This is a genomic window from Novosphingobium sp. BL-S-32 (assembly GCF_056857055.1).
On sequence record NZ_CM166477.1, the window covers coordinates 1334921 to 1351461 of the forward strand.

The following is a 16541-nucleotide window of genomic DNA, read 5'->3' on the forward strand; positions in this document are numbered from 1 at the left end:
GCCAGAAAGGCCTGAATGCTGGGATAATGGCCGGTCCCAGAGATCGTCCCAGATAGCATTCCGCGCCGATGGTTAATATTGACCGGTTGACCGCGCCCTCTGCGAATGATGCATGATCAACGCAATGCCTTAGCGAATTTGCGGCTCAGAAAGCCTTCTGCGCTCCATTGCAAGGGTAGATCAGACGAACCGACCGGCAGCTGAGCCAATCATTTTTCGTAACCGGGCGGAAATTTCTGCCAGGGGTAACCTACCGTCGCCATCTGCCGGCCGGTGGCGAACAGGTGCTGCATGTAGTTGGTATCGAATTCTTCGCGATGAGGCACGTTGAATGTCGCGGGGATAAAGGCGAGATTATACTCGATCCCATCGCGCTGGGTGGTCGTAAAAATTCTGTAGAGGTCTCCGATCCCCTGAGTTTGGGTAAGCGATGAAATGGCGCGCGTCGCAACCGGCAACGTGCGCCGGTCGACACTCGCCCAGTCTGGATCAAGCCGTGCATTGCGGATCACATAAAGGTATCGCTTGCGCCCTTGGACACCACCAGCCTGGTCGATGCGAAGCGACGGGGGATAGAAGAACACCTGCGCCATCGTGCCGCCGTCCGCGTGCATCTCCTGATATTTTGTCCCCTCGACAGTAACGTCAAGCATAACAGGCGGGAAGGCGCCGGGGATCGAAGCGGACGCCACCAGCACGCGTCGAAACAATTCGGGCGCCCGCGGATCCTTGCTCGACGCGATCGCCGTCATGTTCCAGACGACGGGCTCGAGCGAATCCAGGTTGGCAGTGCCGACAAGCAGCAATCGGCCTTTGGCATATTCTGCGGCTATAGCATCAAGCAGCGCTTTGTCCGTGTAGCGTTTAACCAGTTTGTACAGTGGTGTCGTGTCGGCCATGGCATCGCTGAAGAAGCCTTTGATCATGCCGCGCATCTTGAATATGTCGGCCTGTGAAGTCTTGGTATAGACGTCCTCTAGCACCTTGTCATATTTCGGACCGAGGAATGCGAAAGGCGCGATCAGTGCTCCCGTGCTCACGCCCGTAACCGCCTTGAATTCGGGCCGCGTCCCGGTGGCGGTCCAGCCATTCAGAAGGCCCGCGCCAAATGCGCCATTGTCTCCCCCGCCGGAGATGGCGAGAAAATAGACTGGCGGCAACGGCCCCGTCTGGCCGGTACTGGCGCGATAGGCCAACTCCTTGGCGAGCGACGCCTTTGCTTCCGCTTCGAAACCTGAGGCGTCACGGCGCACGAAGTAGCGGATCTGCCCCATCCCGAGGTCGGCCTCGCCCGTCATCGCGGTTGGAACTGCCGGAAGGCGTTGAGGCGTCGCACAGCCGGTTACCGTCATCTGCACGATCAGGAGCGCTGAAAGGCAGCGGAGCCAGAGCCGCACCCGCGATGTCGAAACGCCGCTCATTGCTTCCATCATTCCGCCCTCCGCGCGCTTCGGCAACGCTAGGACACGGCAGATCACAGCGACATCAGGAAAAACGCGGAGTGCAGTTGGCGGAAATGCTGATCAGCGGGAAGCTGCAAAAGAAGCACCAAGGGCGATAGGAAGGACCGGCAGGCCAGCTAAGCTGTCACTGCGTGGTGGAGCGCTGACATGGCCAAGATTTTTATCATTGTCGGTTTTCTTATCTGCATAGCTGCCGCCTTGATCATAACGTTGCTTTCCGATTCCGATGAGACCGACAGGTAGACGCGGACGTCAGCCACGGCGGCGGTGCGGGAAAGTCTGTAAATCGTTGGAAAAGCCTGATCGCTGCCGCCTGCCCGACGTTGTCTCATCTGGCCGATCCCAGGGCAACTACCGCCAGCACTTCGGCCGTTCGCCGACCCAAACTCGTTCCCTCAAAGCGGCCGATCATTCATGGACCGCGCGGCGGCCGGGGACCGATTACCTTGCGTCAAGCAGAGTGAATTGGGATTCTTGCCCAAGCGCTTTGGGGGTTGCAAGGTGGCTGCCGTTTCATTTGCGAGAGATGATGAGCAATCAAGGCCTTGATCCTATCGTCCTGAATGCATGGCTCTCGGCACGTTCCGTCGCGCGTGGACTGTCTTTGCCAGTGCCTGAATACGGGGGATTTCGTGTCGATTCTAAGTCGGATGCCGAGATCGCCCGTTGGGTTTTCCCTAAGGTTGGCGCGGGTCTCGAAGAACTGGCGCGCACCATCAGCGAACCTCGCCATTTTTTGAAACTTTGCGGCGAGGCCGACCAACTGCGGGCGGTATTACCGGCGGGCTGGGAGATTCATGCTCCGAGCTACTTTATACAGGCCACTCGCCAGCACCCTCCCGCGATACCCCTAGCCCACGGGTATAAAATCGAAGCTAAGAAAGTCGGCATGGTGATCGAGGCGCGCATCGTTTCCCGAACGGGTGCGCTTGCAGCAAGCGGTTATGCAGCGGAGGCCTGCGGTGTCTTTGTCTATGACCGGATCGCGACAGAGCCCGAGCACCGCCGGAAGGGACTTGGGCGCGTCCTAATGCGGACTCTGCATGACGCTCGGCAGCGTTCGAGCGCCCCCGAGTTGTTGGTCGCCACCCAAGACGGCCGAGCCCTCTATTCGAAGCTTGGATGGCAGACAATCTCGCCATATTCGACGACGTCAATCCTCACTCCGTAGCGGCGGCTTGGGCGCAAAGCGAAAGAAGGGCCCTACCCTGCGCCTCTACCACCCCCCAACTGAAGAGCATTATTCTTGATTCCGCGCAAATTTCATTTGGGATATTTGTGACTTCATTATGCGTATCTTCACTATTGGCTACGAAGGCGTCACTCAGACGGCCTTAATCGAAGCCCTGCGATTGGCGGGCGTCGCGCTTCTGGCCGACGTACGGGCCGTGCCGCTCTCTCGCCGGCCGGGCTTTTCCAAGAATGTACTTGCCGCCGGATTACGCGAAGCCGGAATCGACTATATCGGCCTGAAGGCGCTTGGCACCCCGCCAGAAGGCCGCGAGGCGGCGCGAAAGCATAATCACGCCAGGCTCGCCGAAGTGTATGCCGGGCAATTGGAGCTGCCGGAGGCGATGGCACAGATGGCCCGGCTGCGCTCGTTGGTAGAGGAACATTCCACTGCGCTGCTTTGCTTCGAGAGAGATCCGGCTTGCTGCCATCGCTCTCTCTTGGCGGATGCCGCGCTGCCAGAAGCAGAAGTCATCCATCTGTTTGTTTGAGCGACGATTGCGGCGCCGGCCCGCAGTAGGAGAGCTTCGTTTGCACCAAGCACAACTATCTTGCTGATATTTATCAACTTTTTAGGTTGAGTTAATCGCAGGGCTCGAAAGCCCTCGGCCGAGGCGACCGCGCCAGGCAGATCCTTCAAACCGAACTTTCCGAAACGCCTGCCCGTGCGCTGCCCGGCAGGCGCCGTCGGCGTTCGTCATGAATTCAGGGGCTACATGAGATCGATCACGTTGGCGGGCCGTCGTCATTCACTACTGTTGCACGCAGGATACGTTTCCATTTCGATCGCGGCGCTCTCGGCAAGCGGTGCGGCAGGGGCGCAGGAAGCCGCTCCAGCAGAAGGCCAGGCGAGTGATATTGTCGTCACCGGCATTCGCCAGTCGGTGGAACGCGCTGCGCAGATCAAGCAGCAGGCACCGCAAATCGTCGATTCGATCGTCTCGGAAGATATCGGCAAGTTCCCCGATCCCACGACGGCGGCAGCGCTACAGCGCGTTCCGGGCGTACAGGTGTCGGTCACCCAGTCGAACGAGATCGGCAATGTGCGCATCCGCGGTCTGGGCGACATCCTGACCACGCTCGATGGCCGCGAGATCATCACCACCACCGGCCGCACGTTCGCAATGCAAGACCTGCCTGCCGATGCACTGTCACGGATAGACGTAATCAAGTCCAATACGGCGGACCTGATCGAAGGCGGCATAGCCGGCATTATCGATCTGCAGGTCAACAAGCCGTTCAACTTCAGCAAGCCGACGATCGTTGTCAACGCGCACGGCAACTACGGCGTGAAATCGGACAGGCTCGATCCGCAGGTGAGCATTCTCGCCACCGATACCTGGGATACCGGGATCGGCGAAATCGGCGCGCTGCTCAACGTCAGCTGGGCCAAGACGCATTACAATCACCCGCGTACCCGTGAGGGCGTGCGCCGCGCAGCACAGGGGACCGGCATTCCCTACAATTTGCCGGGCGTGCTCTTGCCCAACGTCGTTGAGAGCCACTCGGACTATGGTTGGTACGAGCGCCCCCAGGCCAATGCCTCGCTTCAGTGGCAGGCCTCGGACAGCGTCCAGGTCTATGCCGACGGGCTCTACACGGGCTATCGCTCGCAGAGCCAATGGTCGTTGGCCAATGCGCAGCTGTTCCTGCCGGGCACGCGCATTTCCAACATCGAACTGTCCGACGATTGCATCACGGCGCGGGCCCGCAATGACAGCGGCCAGTCGCCCCTTCCCAGCGGCACCCCGCCCACGCTTCCCGCCTTCAATGTGCAGGAACTCTGCCAGGTCCAGTCAGCAACGATCTCCAACGCCGTAAGCGAGCAGAAGACCTACAGCTACGACAACCGGACCGACGGCTGGCTTGCCGCGATCGGGGCGAAATTCGATCGCGACGGCGTAAGCGCCAAGGCCGACGTGTCGTACCAACGATCGATCAACACTTCCGAGACTGTCCTGGCGGTGGTCGGCCAGCGAATCCCGACCTTCCAGTACACCGCGAACAGCGGCAGCGGAGCGACGGCCACCACGCCCGGCGATCCACTCTTGTCTTCTTCGAACCTTGTGCTCAGCGAAGGCCTCGACCAGAACTTCAGCCGCTCGGTGGGCGACTTGTTCCAGGCGCGGATCGATACCAGCTTCGACATCGACAGCAATTTGCTCCGCAAGTTCCAGGCAGGCATCCGCTATGCGGATCGCGGCAGCGAGTTCCAGCAGGCTATCGTGAGCAAGGCGGCGCCCGGCGGGGTAATCGGGTCTGCCAGCGAGGCCAGCGCAGTGAGGGTCGATGCCTCGGGGCTGCCGAGCGACTATCTCACGCTCATGCCCGGCGTCCCGCAGTTCAACGACGGATCGGGCGCTCTGGTGCCCAATCCCGACTTCCTGCGTACGGACGAAGGCCGCGACGCACTCCGGACACTCTACGGTCTACCCACCGGCGATCCCGCCTATCAGCCGGAGCGTGCCTTCTACGCCACCGAGAAGACGATCGCGGGGTATGCCCAGTTCAATTATGAGACGCCGATCACCTCGGGGATCACACTGGACGGCATCTTCGGCGTACGTCCGACCCGTACCGAACGCACGATACGCGGCTCGAGCGTGGTGACGATTCCGGCATCGGGCGGTCAGCCCGCGCGCACGGAAATCCGGCCGCTTTCGCAGACCACCACCGATACCGACGTGCTGCCCAACGCCAGCGCGCGGCTTCAGTTCGGCGGCGGCCTTCAGCTGCGGGCGAGCTACGCGAAGACGATCCGCCGCCCGGATTTTGCCTCGCTCAATCCGGGGCTGACGTATTCACTGTCCACCAACCCCAACATCCTCAACGCGGGCTCCGCTGGCAATCCGGACCTGCGCCCGCAGAAATCGGACAGCTACGACCTCAGTCTCGAATATTATTTCCGACGCGGCTTCATCGCCGTGGCTCTCTACAAGCGCGACATTACCGACCGCGTGGTGACCGCTTCTGCCAACGAGGTCATCGACGGGATCAACTATTCGATCAGCCGCCCGCGCAATATCGGCCAGGCCGAATTGCAGGGCATCGAAGTCAGCGGCCAGACATTCTTCGACTTCCTACCGGGCGCTTTGTCCGGCCTGGGGGTCATGGGCAACTTCACTTATGCCGATACCGAAGTGAAGGGCAGCGACCGGCTCGCCGGCCTGCCGCTGCAGGGCGTGTCGAAGTACAACTTCAACACCGGGCTGCTTTATGAAAAATCGGGCTTTTCTGGCCGCCTGATCTACACGTGGCGCTCGAAATATTATGACAGCGACGAGACCGGCGCGCTCGGTATCCGCGAAGTCGATCCGGCACGGGCCAGCGATGCAACCTACAACCCGCTCCTGCTCAACTACGTACGCCCTAGCGGACGGCTCGACTTCGGACTGAGCTGGGACGTCAACGACCGGCTCCGCTTTGATCTGGGCGGCACCAATATCCTCGGCGCTAAGTACCGCGGCTACTACAACCAGCCTGCTTACGGGCAGGAGTATCGGTACGACGAGACGACCTACACTGCCGGCGTCCGCGTCCGCATCTGACGACTGGTCGGGGCACGGTGCACCCGTGCCCCGCAGCACCATCCACGGGAGAATAAGTTTGCGCGAAACCACCAATTCCGGAATCGTGGGCCCGCGCCGTCGCTTCCTTCAGAAGCTGGCCTTGCTCGGCTCCCTCGCCGCGATGGGCGGCCCCGCCAGTGCGAGCCTGCTCGGCGAACTGCCGTTCACTCCGACCAGTCGCCCGCGCAAGCGGCCCAACATGATCGTGATCCTGGGCGACGATATCGGCTATTCCGACATCGGTGCGTTTGGCGGCGAGGTCGACACGCCTAATCTCAACGCGCTGGCCAAGCGCTCGGTCAACTTCACCAATTTTTACAACATGGCTCGCTGCTGCCCCTCGCGTGCCTCGCTGCTCACCGGACGCTATCCACACCGCGTAAACATGGCGGGCAACGGCACCAGCCTCTCGCTCGAAGTGCCTACGGTTGCCGAGGAACTGCGCCGCGCGGGCTATGCCACCACGATGGTCGGCAAATGGCACCTCACCGCTGCGGAGCCGATTGCGGACAAGGCCGAGCATCTCAAGTGGATCAACCATCAGGCCCATTTCGACCGCGATTTCGGGGATCGCCGCACATATCCCGCCGCTCGCGGCTTCCAGCATCATTGGGGGATCATCTGGGGCGTGGTGAACTATCACGATCCCTTCAGCCTCGTGAACGACTTCCAGCCGGTAAGGTCCGTCCCCGAGGGGTTCTATTTCACCGACGCGATCAGCGATCATGCGGTGGGCGAAGTGAAGCGCCTCGCCAAGGGCTCCGATCCCTTCATGATGTATCTGGCCTATACGGCGGCGCACTGGCCGCTGATGGCTCCTGCGGCCCTGATCGAGAAGTATATCCCGCGCTTTTCCACCGGCTGGAACCAGATCCGGCAGGACCGCTATGCCCGCCAGATCAAGTTCGGGCTTGTCGATCCCGCCGTCGACCGGCTCGATGCGGTTGAAAGTCGCTACGAGCACAACGCCTCGATTCCGTGGGAGCGCCTGACCGACGAGCAGCGCACGGTACAGGTGCGAAAAATGGCGACGCATGCCGCCATGATCGAAGTGATGGATCAAGGCATCGGCCGGCTGATTCAGGCGCTCAAGGATACCGGGCAATTTGAAGATACGCTGATCGTCTTCACTATCGACAACGGCGCTTCGCCCGAAGTGATGGTCGAGGCAGGCTACGACCGCTGGAGCGAGACGCGCGACGGCCGCAAGGTCGCGTACGGCGAGTATCCAGAACACGAGATCGGCGACGACCAGACGATGGCCTGCCTCGGCGCGCAATGGGCCAGCGCGGCGAACACCCCCTGGCGCTACTGGAAGGCGGAAAGCTACCAGGGCGGTACCCACGCACCGTTCCTGATGAGCTGGCCTGCGGCATTGGGCGCACGCGAAGATACGCGCGTGAGCATGCCCGCGCATATCATCGATGTGACGCCGACCCTGCTCGACCTTGCCGGTGTTACCCCGCGCACGGACAAGGCTCCCATCGACGGTGTTTCGCTCGCCGGCGTGTTCGAAGGCAAGCCGATCCCGGCGAACCGCCCTTTCTTCTTCGAACATTACGGCGCCCGCGCGGTAATCGACGGCCGCTGGAAGCTCGTCTCGCTGGCCCCGGGAGGGCAGCGGGGCGACCTTGCCTGGGCCCTCTATGATCTCGAGAACGACCGGACCGAGACGCAGGACGTTCGCCAACTCTATCCTGAAGTGGTCGCACGACTGGACAAGCTCTGGCTCGATTGGGCCCGTAATGTCGGCGTTCCCCTGCGCGGCGGCGTGCTCGGCACGCCGCTGGAGATCGGCCCCCAGGCGCATTTCAGTGATTGACCGGAGACGCGATGCGCGCGCGCACTGCCGAAAGCAGTTTTATCGCGTAATTCCTCGGGCAGACGTGCTGCGAGGAAGCTCGGCCGATTGACGCCCTGACTTGAACTGATGAGGATCGGATCCAAAGGATGTAGGCCGGGCCATCTTCGGCGATTTCGGCAATTTCAGTGTCGAAATTCCCATGTTCCCAGATACCCTGCATTCGTCGATATCGGCCGACATGGCGATCCGCTTCGAAAAGGCATTCGGGATCAAGGCCGATACCCTGCTTCGCATGCAGTCGGCCTATGACCTCGCTGGCGCACGCGCGCATGAAGATGAGATCAAGGTAGAACGGATCGCAGAAGCAGCTTAGGTATAGTCGCTGTTGATTGCCACTGAGGATTGCCCCGGGGGGATGTGGACGAAAACTTGGACCACCATGGAGGTAGTTCATGTATCCCCACGCAGACAGGATCCGGACGGTTGAGCTGTATCTCAAGCTTGGCAAGCGGATTAGGGCGACCATTCGCCAGCTGGGCTATCCCACCAAGAATGCGCTTAAAGATTGGTGCCGAGATTACGAGCAGCAGCAGGATTTGCGAGTGCGCTGTGCACCTCGAGCGCCGAAGTATTCCGAGGCCAGAAAGCAGGCGGCTGAACTGATGCGGTGGAGCCCCAATCACCCCATCTGTTTGAAAAGTGCCCAACCGGGCATTTTCGGCGCGGCTCCGCCTCTCCCCTTCCCGATCCGACCACCAATCGGGGTAAGCTCGTAAGAGAAGAGGGGCGGGGCCGCAAAATTCGCATTCAGCTAATTTTCAAACAAGCTCCAAGCGATAGCTATTTCGCGGCGATCTTGCCGACCTTGTCGAAGCGCGCGCGGAAGTCGGTCAGGTCGATGGTGAAATCGTCCGCCTTCATGTATTCGGCGTCGGAAAGCTGGGGCTTCTCACCGGCCTTGTACCATTCGGCATACTTGGGCGCTTCGACGCTGTTGACCTTGTAGTGCGTCGAATAGGTCCGGACTTTCACTTGCGGCACCTTGGGCGCCATGTCGAACGTCATCAGGCGCAGCCAGCCATCGCCGATGCCCATGCCGGGCTCCAGCTTCGCACCGGCATCCTTGGCGGTCTGCGCACGGTCCTGATAGTCGGCGAGGACCTGATAGACCGGGTGGCCGAAGCGGTTGCTGTCGGTGCGGAAGGCCTGCGCATGCTCGTGGCCGCAGAGGACCATGAAGATCTGGTCGTTCTGGCTGATGAACTTGTCCCAGATCATCTGCGGGCTGTTGTCCTCCGGATCGACGGCGGCATTGTCGATCATCGGATTCGGCAGGCGGTTTCCGGCCGTGTCGAGGAAGTCATGCATGGACACGATCGTCGGCAGGCCGGGATAGCGCTTGATGATTTCCGCCGCCCACTTCAGCGAATCGTTCGGCGCATCGAACTGCAGGCCGATGTGGAGGAAGCGATAGCCGCCCGCCGTGAAGATCTGGGCGCTGTCGGCGCCGTCGTCATGGCTGGCCACGTACCAGGACTGGCCCTTGAAGTACTTCGACTGATCCGAGAACACCTTCTTCCAGTTGGAAAGCCCACCGGAGTGCAGCATGCCCACGTCCGCCGCGCTGCGGACTTGCGCGGCAGGCGGATGGTTCGAATCCGTCCACATAGCGTCGTAGTCGTGATTGCCCGGTACGACCGAGAACGGTACCTTGCCTACGAGCATGTCCCAGCCCTGCCCAACGGTCGGCATTTCAACCGTATGGACCTTTTCGGTGGGCGCGAAGTGCGCCTCCATCATTGGGTTGGGCGCGCGCTTGAATCCGCGCGCGGCATGCGCCGGATCGATCATCATCGACTGGTGCTGCCAGTTGTCGCCCAGCCCGTCGACGAAGGCGATGTCGCCGCCGGCGCTCTTCAGGTTGGCGGCGACGAAGGCCATCTGATCAAGGAACAGCTTGCTGGCGTCGAACGTGAAGCCCTCGGCCGTCTGGTGCGTGTAATCGACGTAGTTCTGCGTGTCGGGGATCACCGCGATGGTGAAGCTGCCGTCCTTGGCCTGGGCGGGCGCGGCGGCCAAGGTAATTCCGGATGCGATGCCGGTAAGGCAGGTGCAGGCGACGAGAAGGCGGGAAAGCGTTTTCATGGGCTTAACTCCGAAGGGTCTCAGGAAAAGGGTCAGAACGAGAAGCGCAAGGTCGCGCCGTATGTCGCCGGATCGCCGAAGAAGGCGACGTAGGTGCCGGGAAGCACCGAGCCGTAGTTGAAGTAGTTGCTGGCGTACTTCTTGTCGGTGACGTTGCGGCCCCAGACCGACAGGTCCCAGCGATCGTCGAGCCGCAGCCCCATGCGCAAGTTGAGCAAGCCGTAGCCGCCGGTCTTGGTCAGTTCGGAATCGTCGAGCGAGCCGTAATACTTCGAGCGGAACGAGTATTCCGCGCTGGCATAGCCCACCAGGCCCGAGGCCAGTTCATGCTGGTAGTCGCCGTTGATGCCCGTGGTCCACTTCGGTGCGCCGGCGATCGGACGGCCCGAGAGGTCGCACGTGGCCTGACCCGTCACTTCGATCGGGCACGGACCTGCGGAATATTCGCGGTACTTGGCATCGTTGTAGGCGACGAAACCGTGGATCGAGAGGCCGTTCACCGGACGCACCGTGCCTTCAAACTCGACACCCCGCGTGCGCGCGCTGCCGGCGTTGGTCAGCAGCTGAACGACCTGGTTGTTGACCTCCATCAACACGTTGGCCTGATAGTTGCGGATGTCAGTATTGAACACGCTGAGGTTGAGGGTCAGCGCGTGGCTCAGGAAGTCGCCCTTGATGCCGACTTCATAGTTGGTCGCCGTCTCGGGCAGGACCTTCAGCGCCTCGGCATCGAGCCCGGCCGGCGGCAGCGTGGTGTTGAGGCCGCCCGCCTTCTGCCCGCGCGAAATCAGGGCATAGGCCATGACTTGCGGATTGAAGCGGTAGTCGGTGCTGATCAGGAACGACGGCGCGGTATTGCTGATGCGCGCGTGGATCGGGCCTGCCGCCTGCGATGCGAGCGCGGCGACCGGATCGCCGGTCGCATTGCTGACCGGCACCGGGCGGGTAACGTCTTCTTCCTTGGTCTCATACGTCACGCGAAGGCCGCCGGTCACGTTCCACTGCGGGGTGACGTGCCAGTTGACCTGACCGAAAGCGGCAATGCTGTTGGTCTCGGGCGCGGCCTTGGTGTCCCAACGGGTGCCGTTATAGGCCAGCAGGGTCGCCAGTGCGGGCGAATAGGGCGCATAGGCCTTGAGCGTCGCGGTCGGCATGCCGGCAAGCCACGCGGCAGCCTGGTCCCCATAGGAAACGTACTGCGTCGTATCGACCTTCTGGTGGAAGTAGTAGAGGCCGCCGACCGCATCGAAGTTGCCCATGCGCGGAAGCGCGAGGCGCACTTCCTGCGTGAACTGGCGATCCTTGATGTGGTAGCCGCCGTACAGGGCATCGGCGCTGCTGCCCTCGGTGTCCGAAGCGGAATCGTACTGCCAGTAGCGATAGGCCGTCAGCGAGGTGAGCGTGAAGCCGCCGCCGAAGGTCCAGTTGACCTCGGCCGAGCCCGCGCCCTGGCGGGTGCCCGTGCTGTAAGGCCCGCCCGCTGCCGTCGTCAGGCCGTCGGGATCGATCGCCAGAATTGCGCCGGTGGCATCGAGCTTGGTCTGGATCGCGGCGGGCGTAAGGCCCCAGCTGGGGATCACGGTGACCGCGCCGGAGCTTTGCTGCTCGCGCGCATATTCGCCAATCAGGCGCACGCTGAGATCGTTGGAAGGCTTGTAGAGCAGTTGGAGCCGCCCGCCGCGACGGCCCAGATCGCTGACCTTGTCGCCATTCGCGATGTTCTTCACGATCCCGTCGCGCGTGGTGTCGTAACCCGTCAGGCGGAAGGCGAGGTTGTCGGTGATCGGGCCGGTCAGAGTGCCCTGATACTGCTGGTAGTTGAAGCGGCCGTACGTCACCGCCGCGCGGCCACTCCAGTCGAACTGCGGCAGTTCGGTGGTGATGTTGACGGCGCCTGCCGTGGTGTTCTTGCCGAACAGCGTGCCCTGCGGACCGCGCAGCACTTCGATCTGCGCAATGTCGATCAGGTCGGACGCAGCCATGCCCGGGCGGCCGAGATAGACGCCGTCGACGAAGACGCCGGCACTGTTCTCAAGCCCATCGCTGCCCGGATTGTTGCCGATGCCGCGGATCGAGATGCTGGTCTGGTGACCGTTAGTAACGACGACATTGGTGCTGGGGACGAGCTGGTTCAGGTCCTCCAGACGGATGTGATCGTTACGGCGCAGGTCATCTCCGCCGATCGCGGTGATCGCCAGCGGCACGTCGCCGATCCGCTCGCGCGTCTTGCGCGCGGTAACGACGATGTCGGCCTGCGAGCCGCCGTCCGCATCTGCGGGTTGCGCCGGAGCCTCCTCCGCATAGGCTTGTCCGACGCTCAGCGCGAGGACACTCGAAAACAATGCCAGTTTATTGATCACGACCCGAATCCCTACTTCGATTGCGATTTACGAGACGAGCGTGTATCGTTATTTTATGACAGAATTGTGAGACGTTAGAGGTTTACGGGGGACAGGAATGACCGAAGGAAGCAAAGCACTGGAGCCGGTATCGACGCCCGCACGGGGGCGGGGCCGCCCGCGCGACGAGGAAAAGGACGCGGCCATCGCCGAGGCCGCATGGCGGCTTCTGGCGGAGAAAGGCTATGAAGCACTCACATTCGAAAGCGTGGCGGAACTGGTCGGATGCAGCCGCTCGACGCTCTATCGCCGCTTCGCCAACAAGGCCGAACTGGTCGAGGCGACGCTGGGCCAGACCTCGCGCCGGATCGAGCCGAGGATCGACGATTCGATGAGCCCGCGCGAAGTGCTGATCGCGCATGCCCGCGCGCTCTGCACTTACATGGCGGGTCCGCGCGGCCCGGCAACGCTGATGATGTCTTTCAGTGCCGAACACCATGCCGAACTGGCTGCCGCCATCGCCCGCCACGGCATGAACGAGCAGACCTTCTACTTGCGCGAGTTCGAACGCGCCCGTCCCGGCACGTCCGAACAGGTGCGCGACTTCGCGTTCAACACGTTGATCGGCACGATCATCTTCCATGTCGCGGTACTGCGCACGACATTGACCGAACGGCAGATCGTCCGGCTCGTGGACGGCGCGCTCACGCTCCTGGAGATGGAGCCAGGGTGATGGACCAGAATTTTCTGGGCCAAGGTCAAGGATTCAGTATTGGCAAGCGGGCTTATCCCACATCGCGATCCGACTTTCTCCGGGTTTCACGATGTCCGCCGGCATGTCCATCATGACGGACGGAATTGGGCTGGCATTTGTTGATTTCACAGGATGCGTACGGGCAAAGCGCAAAGCATCCTTGATTCCATGGCGCCGGGGGCAGTGTTCCGCTGCATCAAGGCAGGGTTGGACGATGCTGGAGGCTCACGGAGCGCATATGAATGCCTTGGCAGGCCTGGGCATCAACATGGCAGGCGTTTTCGTTGGCGAAGATCGGAAAGACAGCTTCGAGATTTGTGACGAAAGCTGCTTCCGCGATCTGATGTTGGAGACTTCAGCTGACGGGGCTGCCGACACTTTGCCAATCCGACGGGGTTTATCATGCATCCGTCTCCGCAAGAGCGGCAACGTTTAGTACGCGCGACATATTTCTAGGGCATCTACGTGCCTCCCAGTCGGACAGCATGTGATGCCAATGGGTGCGTGGCTATTGCTTCCATCCAAAGCAGCGGACTGGCGTTCCAGTAATCGGGTGGGCTGTATCCTCCACAACCCGTAGACCGAGGGGCTCATAGAAGCGGTGCCCGGCGGCATTGGTCACGGGCGTCCGAAGTGTGAAGCCTGTCGCAAGCTACCGCTTTGCTTCATCGAGCAGCGCAGCGCCAATGCCTTGGCGTTGAGCGTCTGGCGCGACGAAAAGCTGATCGAGAATGCGTTGCTCAGGAATGGTCGCAAGCAGCCCGACGATATGGCCGCCAACCACAGCAACGTTCAAACACCAGCCATTTTCGATGCTAATCCGGTCCAGCAAAGTGCTTGTGTCATCGAGGGCAGGTGCACCTCCATCCATCAGGCTAACGCTTTCATACCAAATGGCAGCGATAGTTTCGTGTTCGCTGGGCTGAACCAGTCTGAATTCCATGTAAGTTCCAATTATCCCCGGCAACGCGGACCGACCGCATTCGGGATCGTCAAGAAGCCGCCGTATGTCTGATGCGCAGCGACGCGCCTTGCGCTAAGCTCTAACAGACACCGATCGGCGCGCGCTTTAGCAATGAGGGACATGCCACCACCCTTACCGCGAGGATGTCAGCGGGCGCGCATAGGATCGTCCCATCAATCCAGAAATCGTCAAGGGCGAGGCGGTAGCTGCAGTAGATGTGATCCGCTTCGAAATTAATCCCGACGATCCGCGTCCAGCCCAACCCCACGCGGTTGATGTAAGCTTCCACCTCGTCTCCGCGCGCTTCGGAATCGAGAATGCGCTTTGCCAACTCGATTGAAATCGCTGTGTCGTTCTCTGGTCTGGTCATCTCAACCGCGCCATTGCCGGACAATCATGAACCCCATTTTGATACATGGTCATATCATCGTCAAGTAAATGTCATTGCTAAGACACACGATGCCTACTGCCTGATTTCAAGCCTTTAGTCATGGCCAAATTTGATCTGCTCTTCTCAGCGCTCAATGCCGAGGATAAAAACGCCATTGAGATGAGTTTTGCCGTGGTTACGGATCTTGTGAGCGAGTTCCCTAACTCTGCACACCGATATTCCTGGCCGCGAAAGAATAGCTCTTCGAATAACGCGAGCGAATTTAGTGCTTGCATCCTATCGAGCGCCCCCAGATGCTCGCTGCGAGCGTCCAACGCAGCCGTCTCGACATTCTGTTCTCAAAGCGAGCGCGCTAAAACCTCAATGAACGGGCGCTTAAACCCTCGTTGTTCCGATAGGAGCCGCTCCGGATCGTCCCTCCTTGCGGTCGTTTTTGGCCTGGGGTCAGGGAACCTTTATGAACGGCACCCTTCTCGGGTCAGCGACCGGAAGGGGACTAACCGGTTCGTCCGACGACACGGCCCTTGGGCCCGGCCGGAGTCGGCACTGCGGTCATGGCATGTTTTAGGAGAGGCTCGGGGAACTTGAACGACCGCGATGAGGCGCGTTGCAGTTCGTTCGGTGTCGGCCGAAATAGCCACGTCAATCTTGATCAGAGAACGGGCAAATCTGCCGCTCGAACCGATTTGTCGTTGAAAAGCCGAACACATTGCCGCCGCATGTTGGCAGTACGATCTCGGATACCCAGCGTGATGGGCGAGAAGACGGCGGGGTAGCGCGGATGGACTGGCTCAGGCCGTCACTCGCGCGCTCTCCTTCAAGCGAGGCATGACTTTCTCCGCGAAAGTCCGCATCTGCCGGTAGACTTCGTCGTAGGGCATGCCGCCGAAGCTGAAATTGGCGATAATCCAGTAGTCGCCGACCATTTCCGCTCGCGCGAAATGCTTTTCGACCAATTGGTCGGGGGTGCCGATCATGTTGCCGGAGATGTAGTCACGATAGGCCTTGTCCGGGCCGCCCGCCGCTTCGGCCGCTTCGCCCAGATAAACATATGTCGAATAGGACGGGAGGCTGCGGAAATGCTCGCCGCCGAACTCGTAATGCTGGGCAACCTGCTGGAACTGCGCGGCAAAGTACTTGTCGGTATAATCGATCACCTGCTGCTCGTCCTCGAAGCAGACGACGAAATCGCTGATGACGAAAGGCGGCGCGGGTTCGCCGTGGAGCGTGGCGAAAGTCTCGCGGTAGAAGTCGATCTCGGGCAACGCCTTGGCCCAGTCGCCTTGCGAAAACCGCAGCGTGCGCAGGCCGAGCTGGGCTGCTTCCTCCACCGAGGATCGCGACATCGAAACCATGACGCAGCGTTCTTTCGACCAACCCTCAGGCCGGGGCCGAACTTCAACACGCGGTTGAGGGAAGTGCGGTCCGGCGCCTTCCACGAATCCGGTTTCCAGCCCCCTCAGGATCATCGGTGCCGCCTCGTCGAAGCGTTCGCGGGAATCCGCTAGATCGGTGCGAAAGCCGGTAAATTCGCGCCGTGCTGCGCCGCGTCCCATGCCCAGGATCACGCGGCCGTTGCTGAGATGGTCGAGCATGGCGGTCTTTTCGACCACGCGCAGCGGATCGTTCCACGGCAGAATGACCGCCGCGGGCATCAGCTTGATTGTGCTCGTCTTCGCGGCGACGTAAGTCAGCAGTTGCAGCGGATCGGGACAGGCGGCGTAGTCGGTGAAGTGGTGTTCCACCGCCGCGGCGAAGTCGAAGCCCATGGCCTCGGCCTCAATCGCGAGCTGGGTCTCGCGGCGGAAGAAATCGCCGTCCGGCATGCCGTGGAGATTCTGGAAGCCCAGGTGGATACCGACCTGCATGTTGCTCATCCTCG

General features: G+C 61.2%; 12 protein-coding genes and 1 pseudogene. 7 read left to right on the plus strand and 6 right to left on the minus strand.

The genetic code is table 11. From position 1 onward, the window contains the following. Window positions 1-209: 209 nt before the first annotated feature. Window positions 210-1433: a patatin-like phospholipase family protein gene (locus AC1VVK_RS22430; RefSeq protein WP_482905397.1), complete on the minus strand. Its 1224-nt coding sequence runs from the start codon at window positions 1431-1433 to the stop codon at window positions 210-212. A gap of 556 nt (window positions 1434-1989) precedes the next feature. Between AC1VVK_RS22430 and AC1VVK_RS22435 the strand changes: the two genes are divergently transcribed. From AC1VVK_RS22435 to AC1VVK_RS22460, 6 genes and pseudogenes are all read left to right on the plus strand, one after another. Then, window positions 1990-2634 carry a GNAT family N-acetyltransferase gene (locus AC1VVK_RS22435; protein ID WP_482905398.1) on the plus strand — a complete coding sequence of 215 codons (645 nt, stop codon included), beginning with the start codon at window positions 1990-1992 and terminating at the stop codon, window positions 2632-2634. A gap of 118 nt (window positions 2635-2752) precedes the next feature. Beyond that, complete coding sequence (locus AC1VVK_RS22440; RefSeq protein WP_482905399.1) at window positions 2753-3184, plus strand: DUF488 domain-containing protein; 432 nt, start codon at window positions 2753-2755, stop codon at window positions 3182-3184. Between the two features lie 225 nt (window positions 3185-3409). Next, entirely contained in the window at window positions 3410-6241 is a 2832-nt protein-coding gene (locus AC1VVK_RS22445) for a TonB-dependent receptor (protein ID WP_482905400.1), read from the plus strand. A 58-nt stretch (window positions 6242-6299) separates the two neighbouring features. Next, window positions 6300-8084, plus strand: coding sequence for an arylsulfatase (locus tag AC1VVK_RS22450; protein WP_482905401.1), 1785 nt, complete (start codon window positions 6300-6302; stop codon window positions 8082-8084). 181 nt (window positions 8085-8265) lie between these two features. Beyond that, window positions 8266-8439 carry a helix-turn-helix transcriptional regulator gene (locus AC1VVK_RS22455; protein ID WP_482905402.1) on the plus strand — a complete coding sequence of 58 codons (174 nt, stop codon included), beginning with the start codon at window positions 8266-8268 and terminating at the stop codon, window positions 8437-8439. 79 nt (window positions 8440-8518) lie between these two features. Further along, window positions 8519-8722: pseudogene (locus AC1VVK_RS22460) on the plus strand (IS3 family transposase); the annotation flags it as partial. Window positions 8723-8906: 184 nt separating this feature from the next. On the opposite strand, the gene AC1VVK_RS22465 reads toward AC1VVK_RS22460, so the two are convergent. Further along, window positions 8907-10211: a metallophosphoesterase family protein gene (locus AC1VVK_RS22465; protein WP_482905403.1), complete on the minus strand. Its 1305-nt coding sequence runs from the start codon at window positions 10209-10211 to the stop codon at window positions 8907-8909. A 32-nt stretch (window positions 10212-10243) separates the two neighbouring features. Then, the gene (locus AC1VVK_RS22470; RefSeq protein WP_482905404.1) at window positions 10244-12571 is read right to left on the minus strand and encodes a TonB-dependent receptor; all 2328 of its coding nucleotides are present in this window, start codon (window positions 12569-12571) and stop codon (window positions 10244-10246) included. A gap of 97 nt (window positions 12572-12668) precedes the next feature. Here AC1VVK_RS22470 and AC1VVK_RS22475 point away from each other — a divergent pair, with 97 nt between their 5' ends. Then, window positions 12669-13283 carry a TetR/AcrR family transcriptional regulator gene (locus AC1VVK_RS22475; protein ID WP_482905405.1) on the plus strand — a complete coding sequence of 205 codons (615 nt, stop codon included), beginning with the start codon at window positions 12669-12671 and terminating at the stop codon, window positions 13281-13283. Window positions 13284-13956: 673 nt separating this feature from the next. Here the strand turns inward: AC1VVK_RS22475 and AC1VVK_RS22480 are convergent. The 3 genes from AC1VVK_RS22480 to AC1VVK_RS22490 form a co-directional block, all read right to left on the minus strand. Then, entirely contained in the window at window positions 13957-14247 is a 291-nt protein-coding gene (locus AC1VVK_RS22480) for a GNAT family N-acetyltransferase (protein ID WP_482905406.1), read from the minus strand. Between the two features lie 100 nt (window positions 14248-14347). Further along, window positions 14348-14662, minus strand: a complete 315-nt coding sequence (locus tag AC1VVK_RS22485) for a hypothetical protein (RefSeq protein ID WP_482905407.1) — start codon at window positions 14660-14662, stop codon at window positions 14348-14350. 788 nt (window positions 14663-15450) lie between these two features. Continuing rightward, window positions 15451-16527, minus strand: a complete 1077-nt coding sequence (locus AC1VVK_RS22490) for an LLM class flavin-dependent oxidoreductase (RefSeq protein ID WP_482905408.1) — start codon at window positions 16525-16527, stop codon at window positions 15451-15453. Window positions 16528-16541 lie beyond the last annotated feature (14 nt).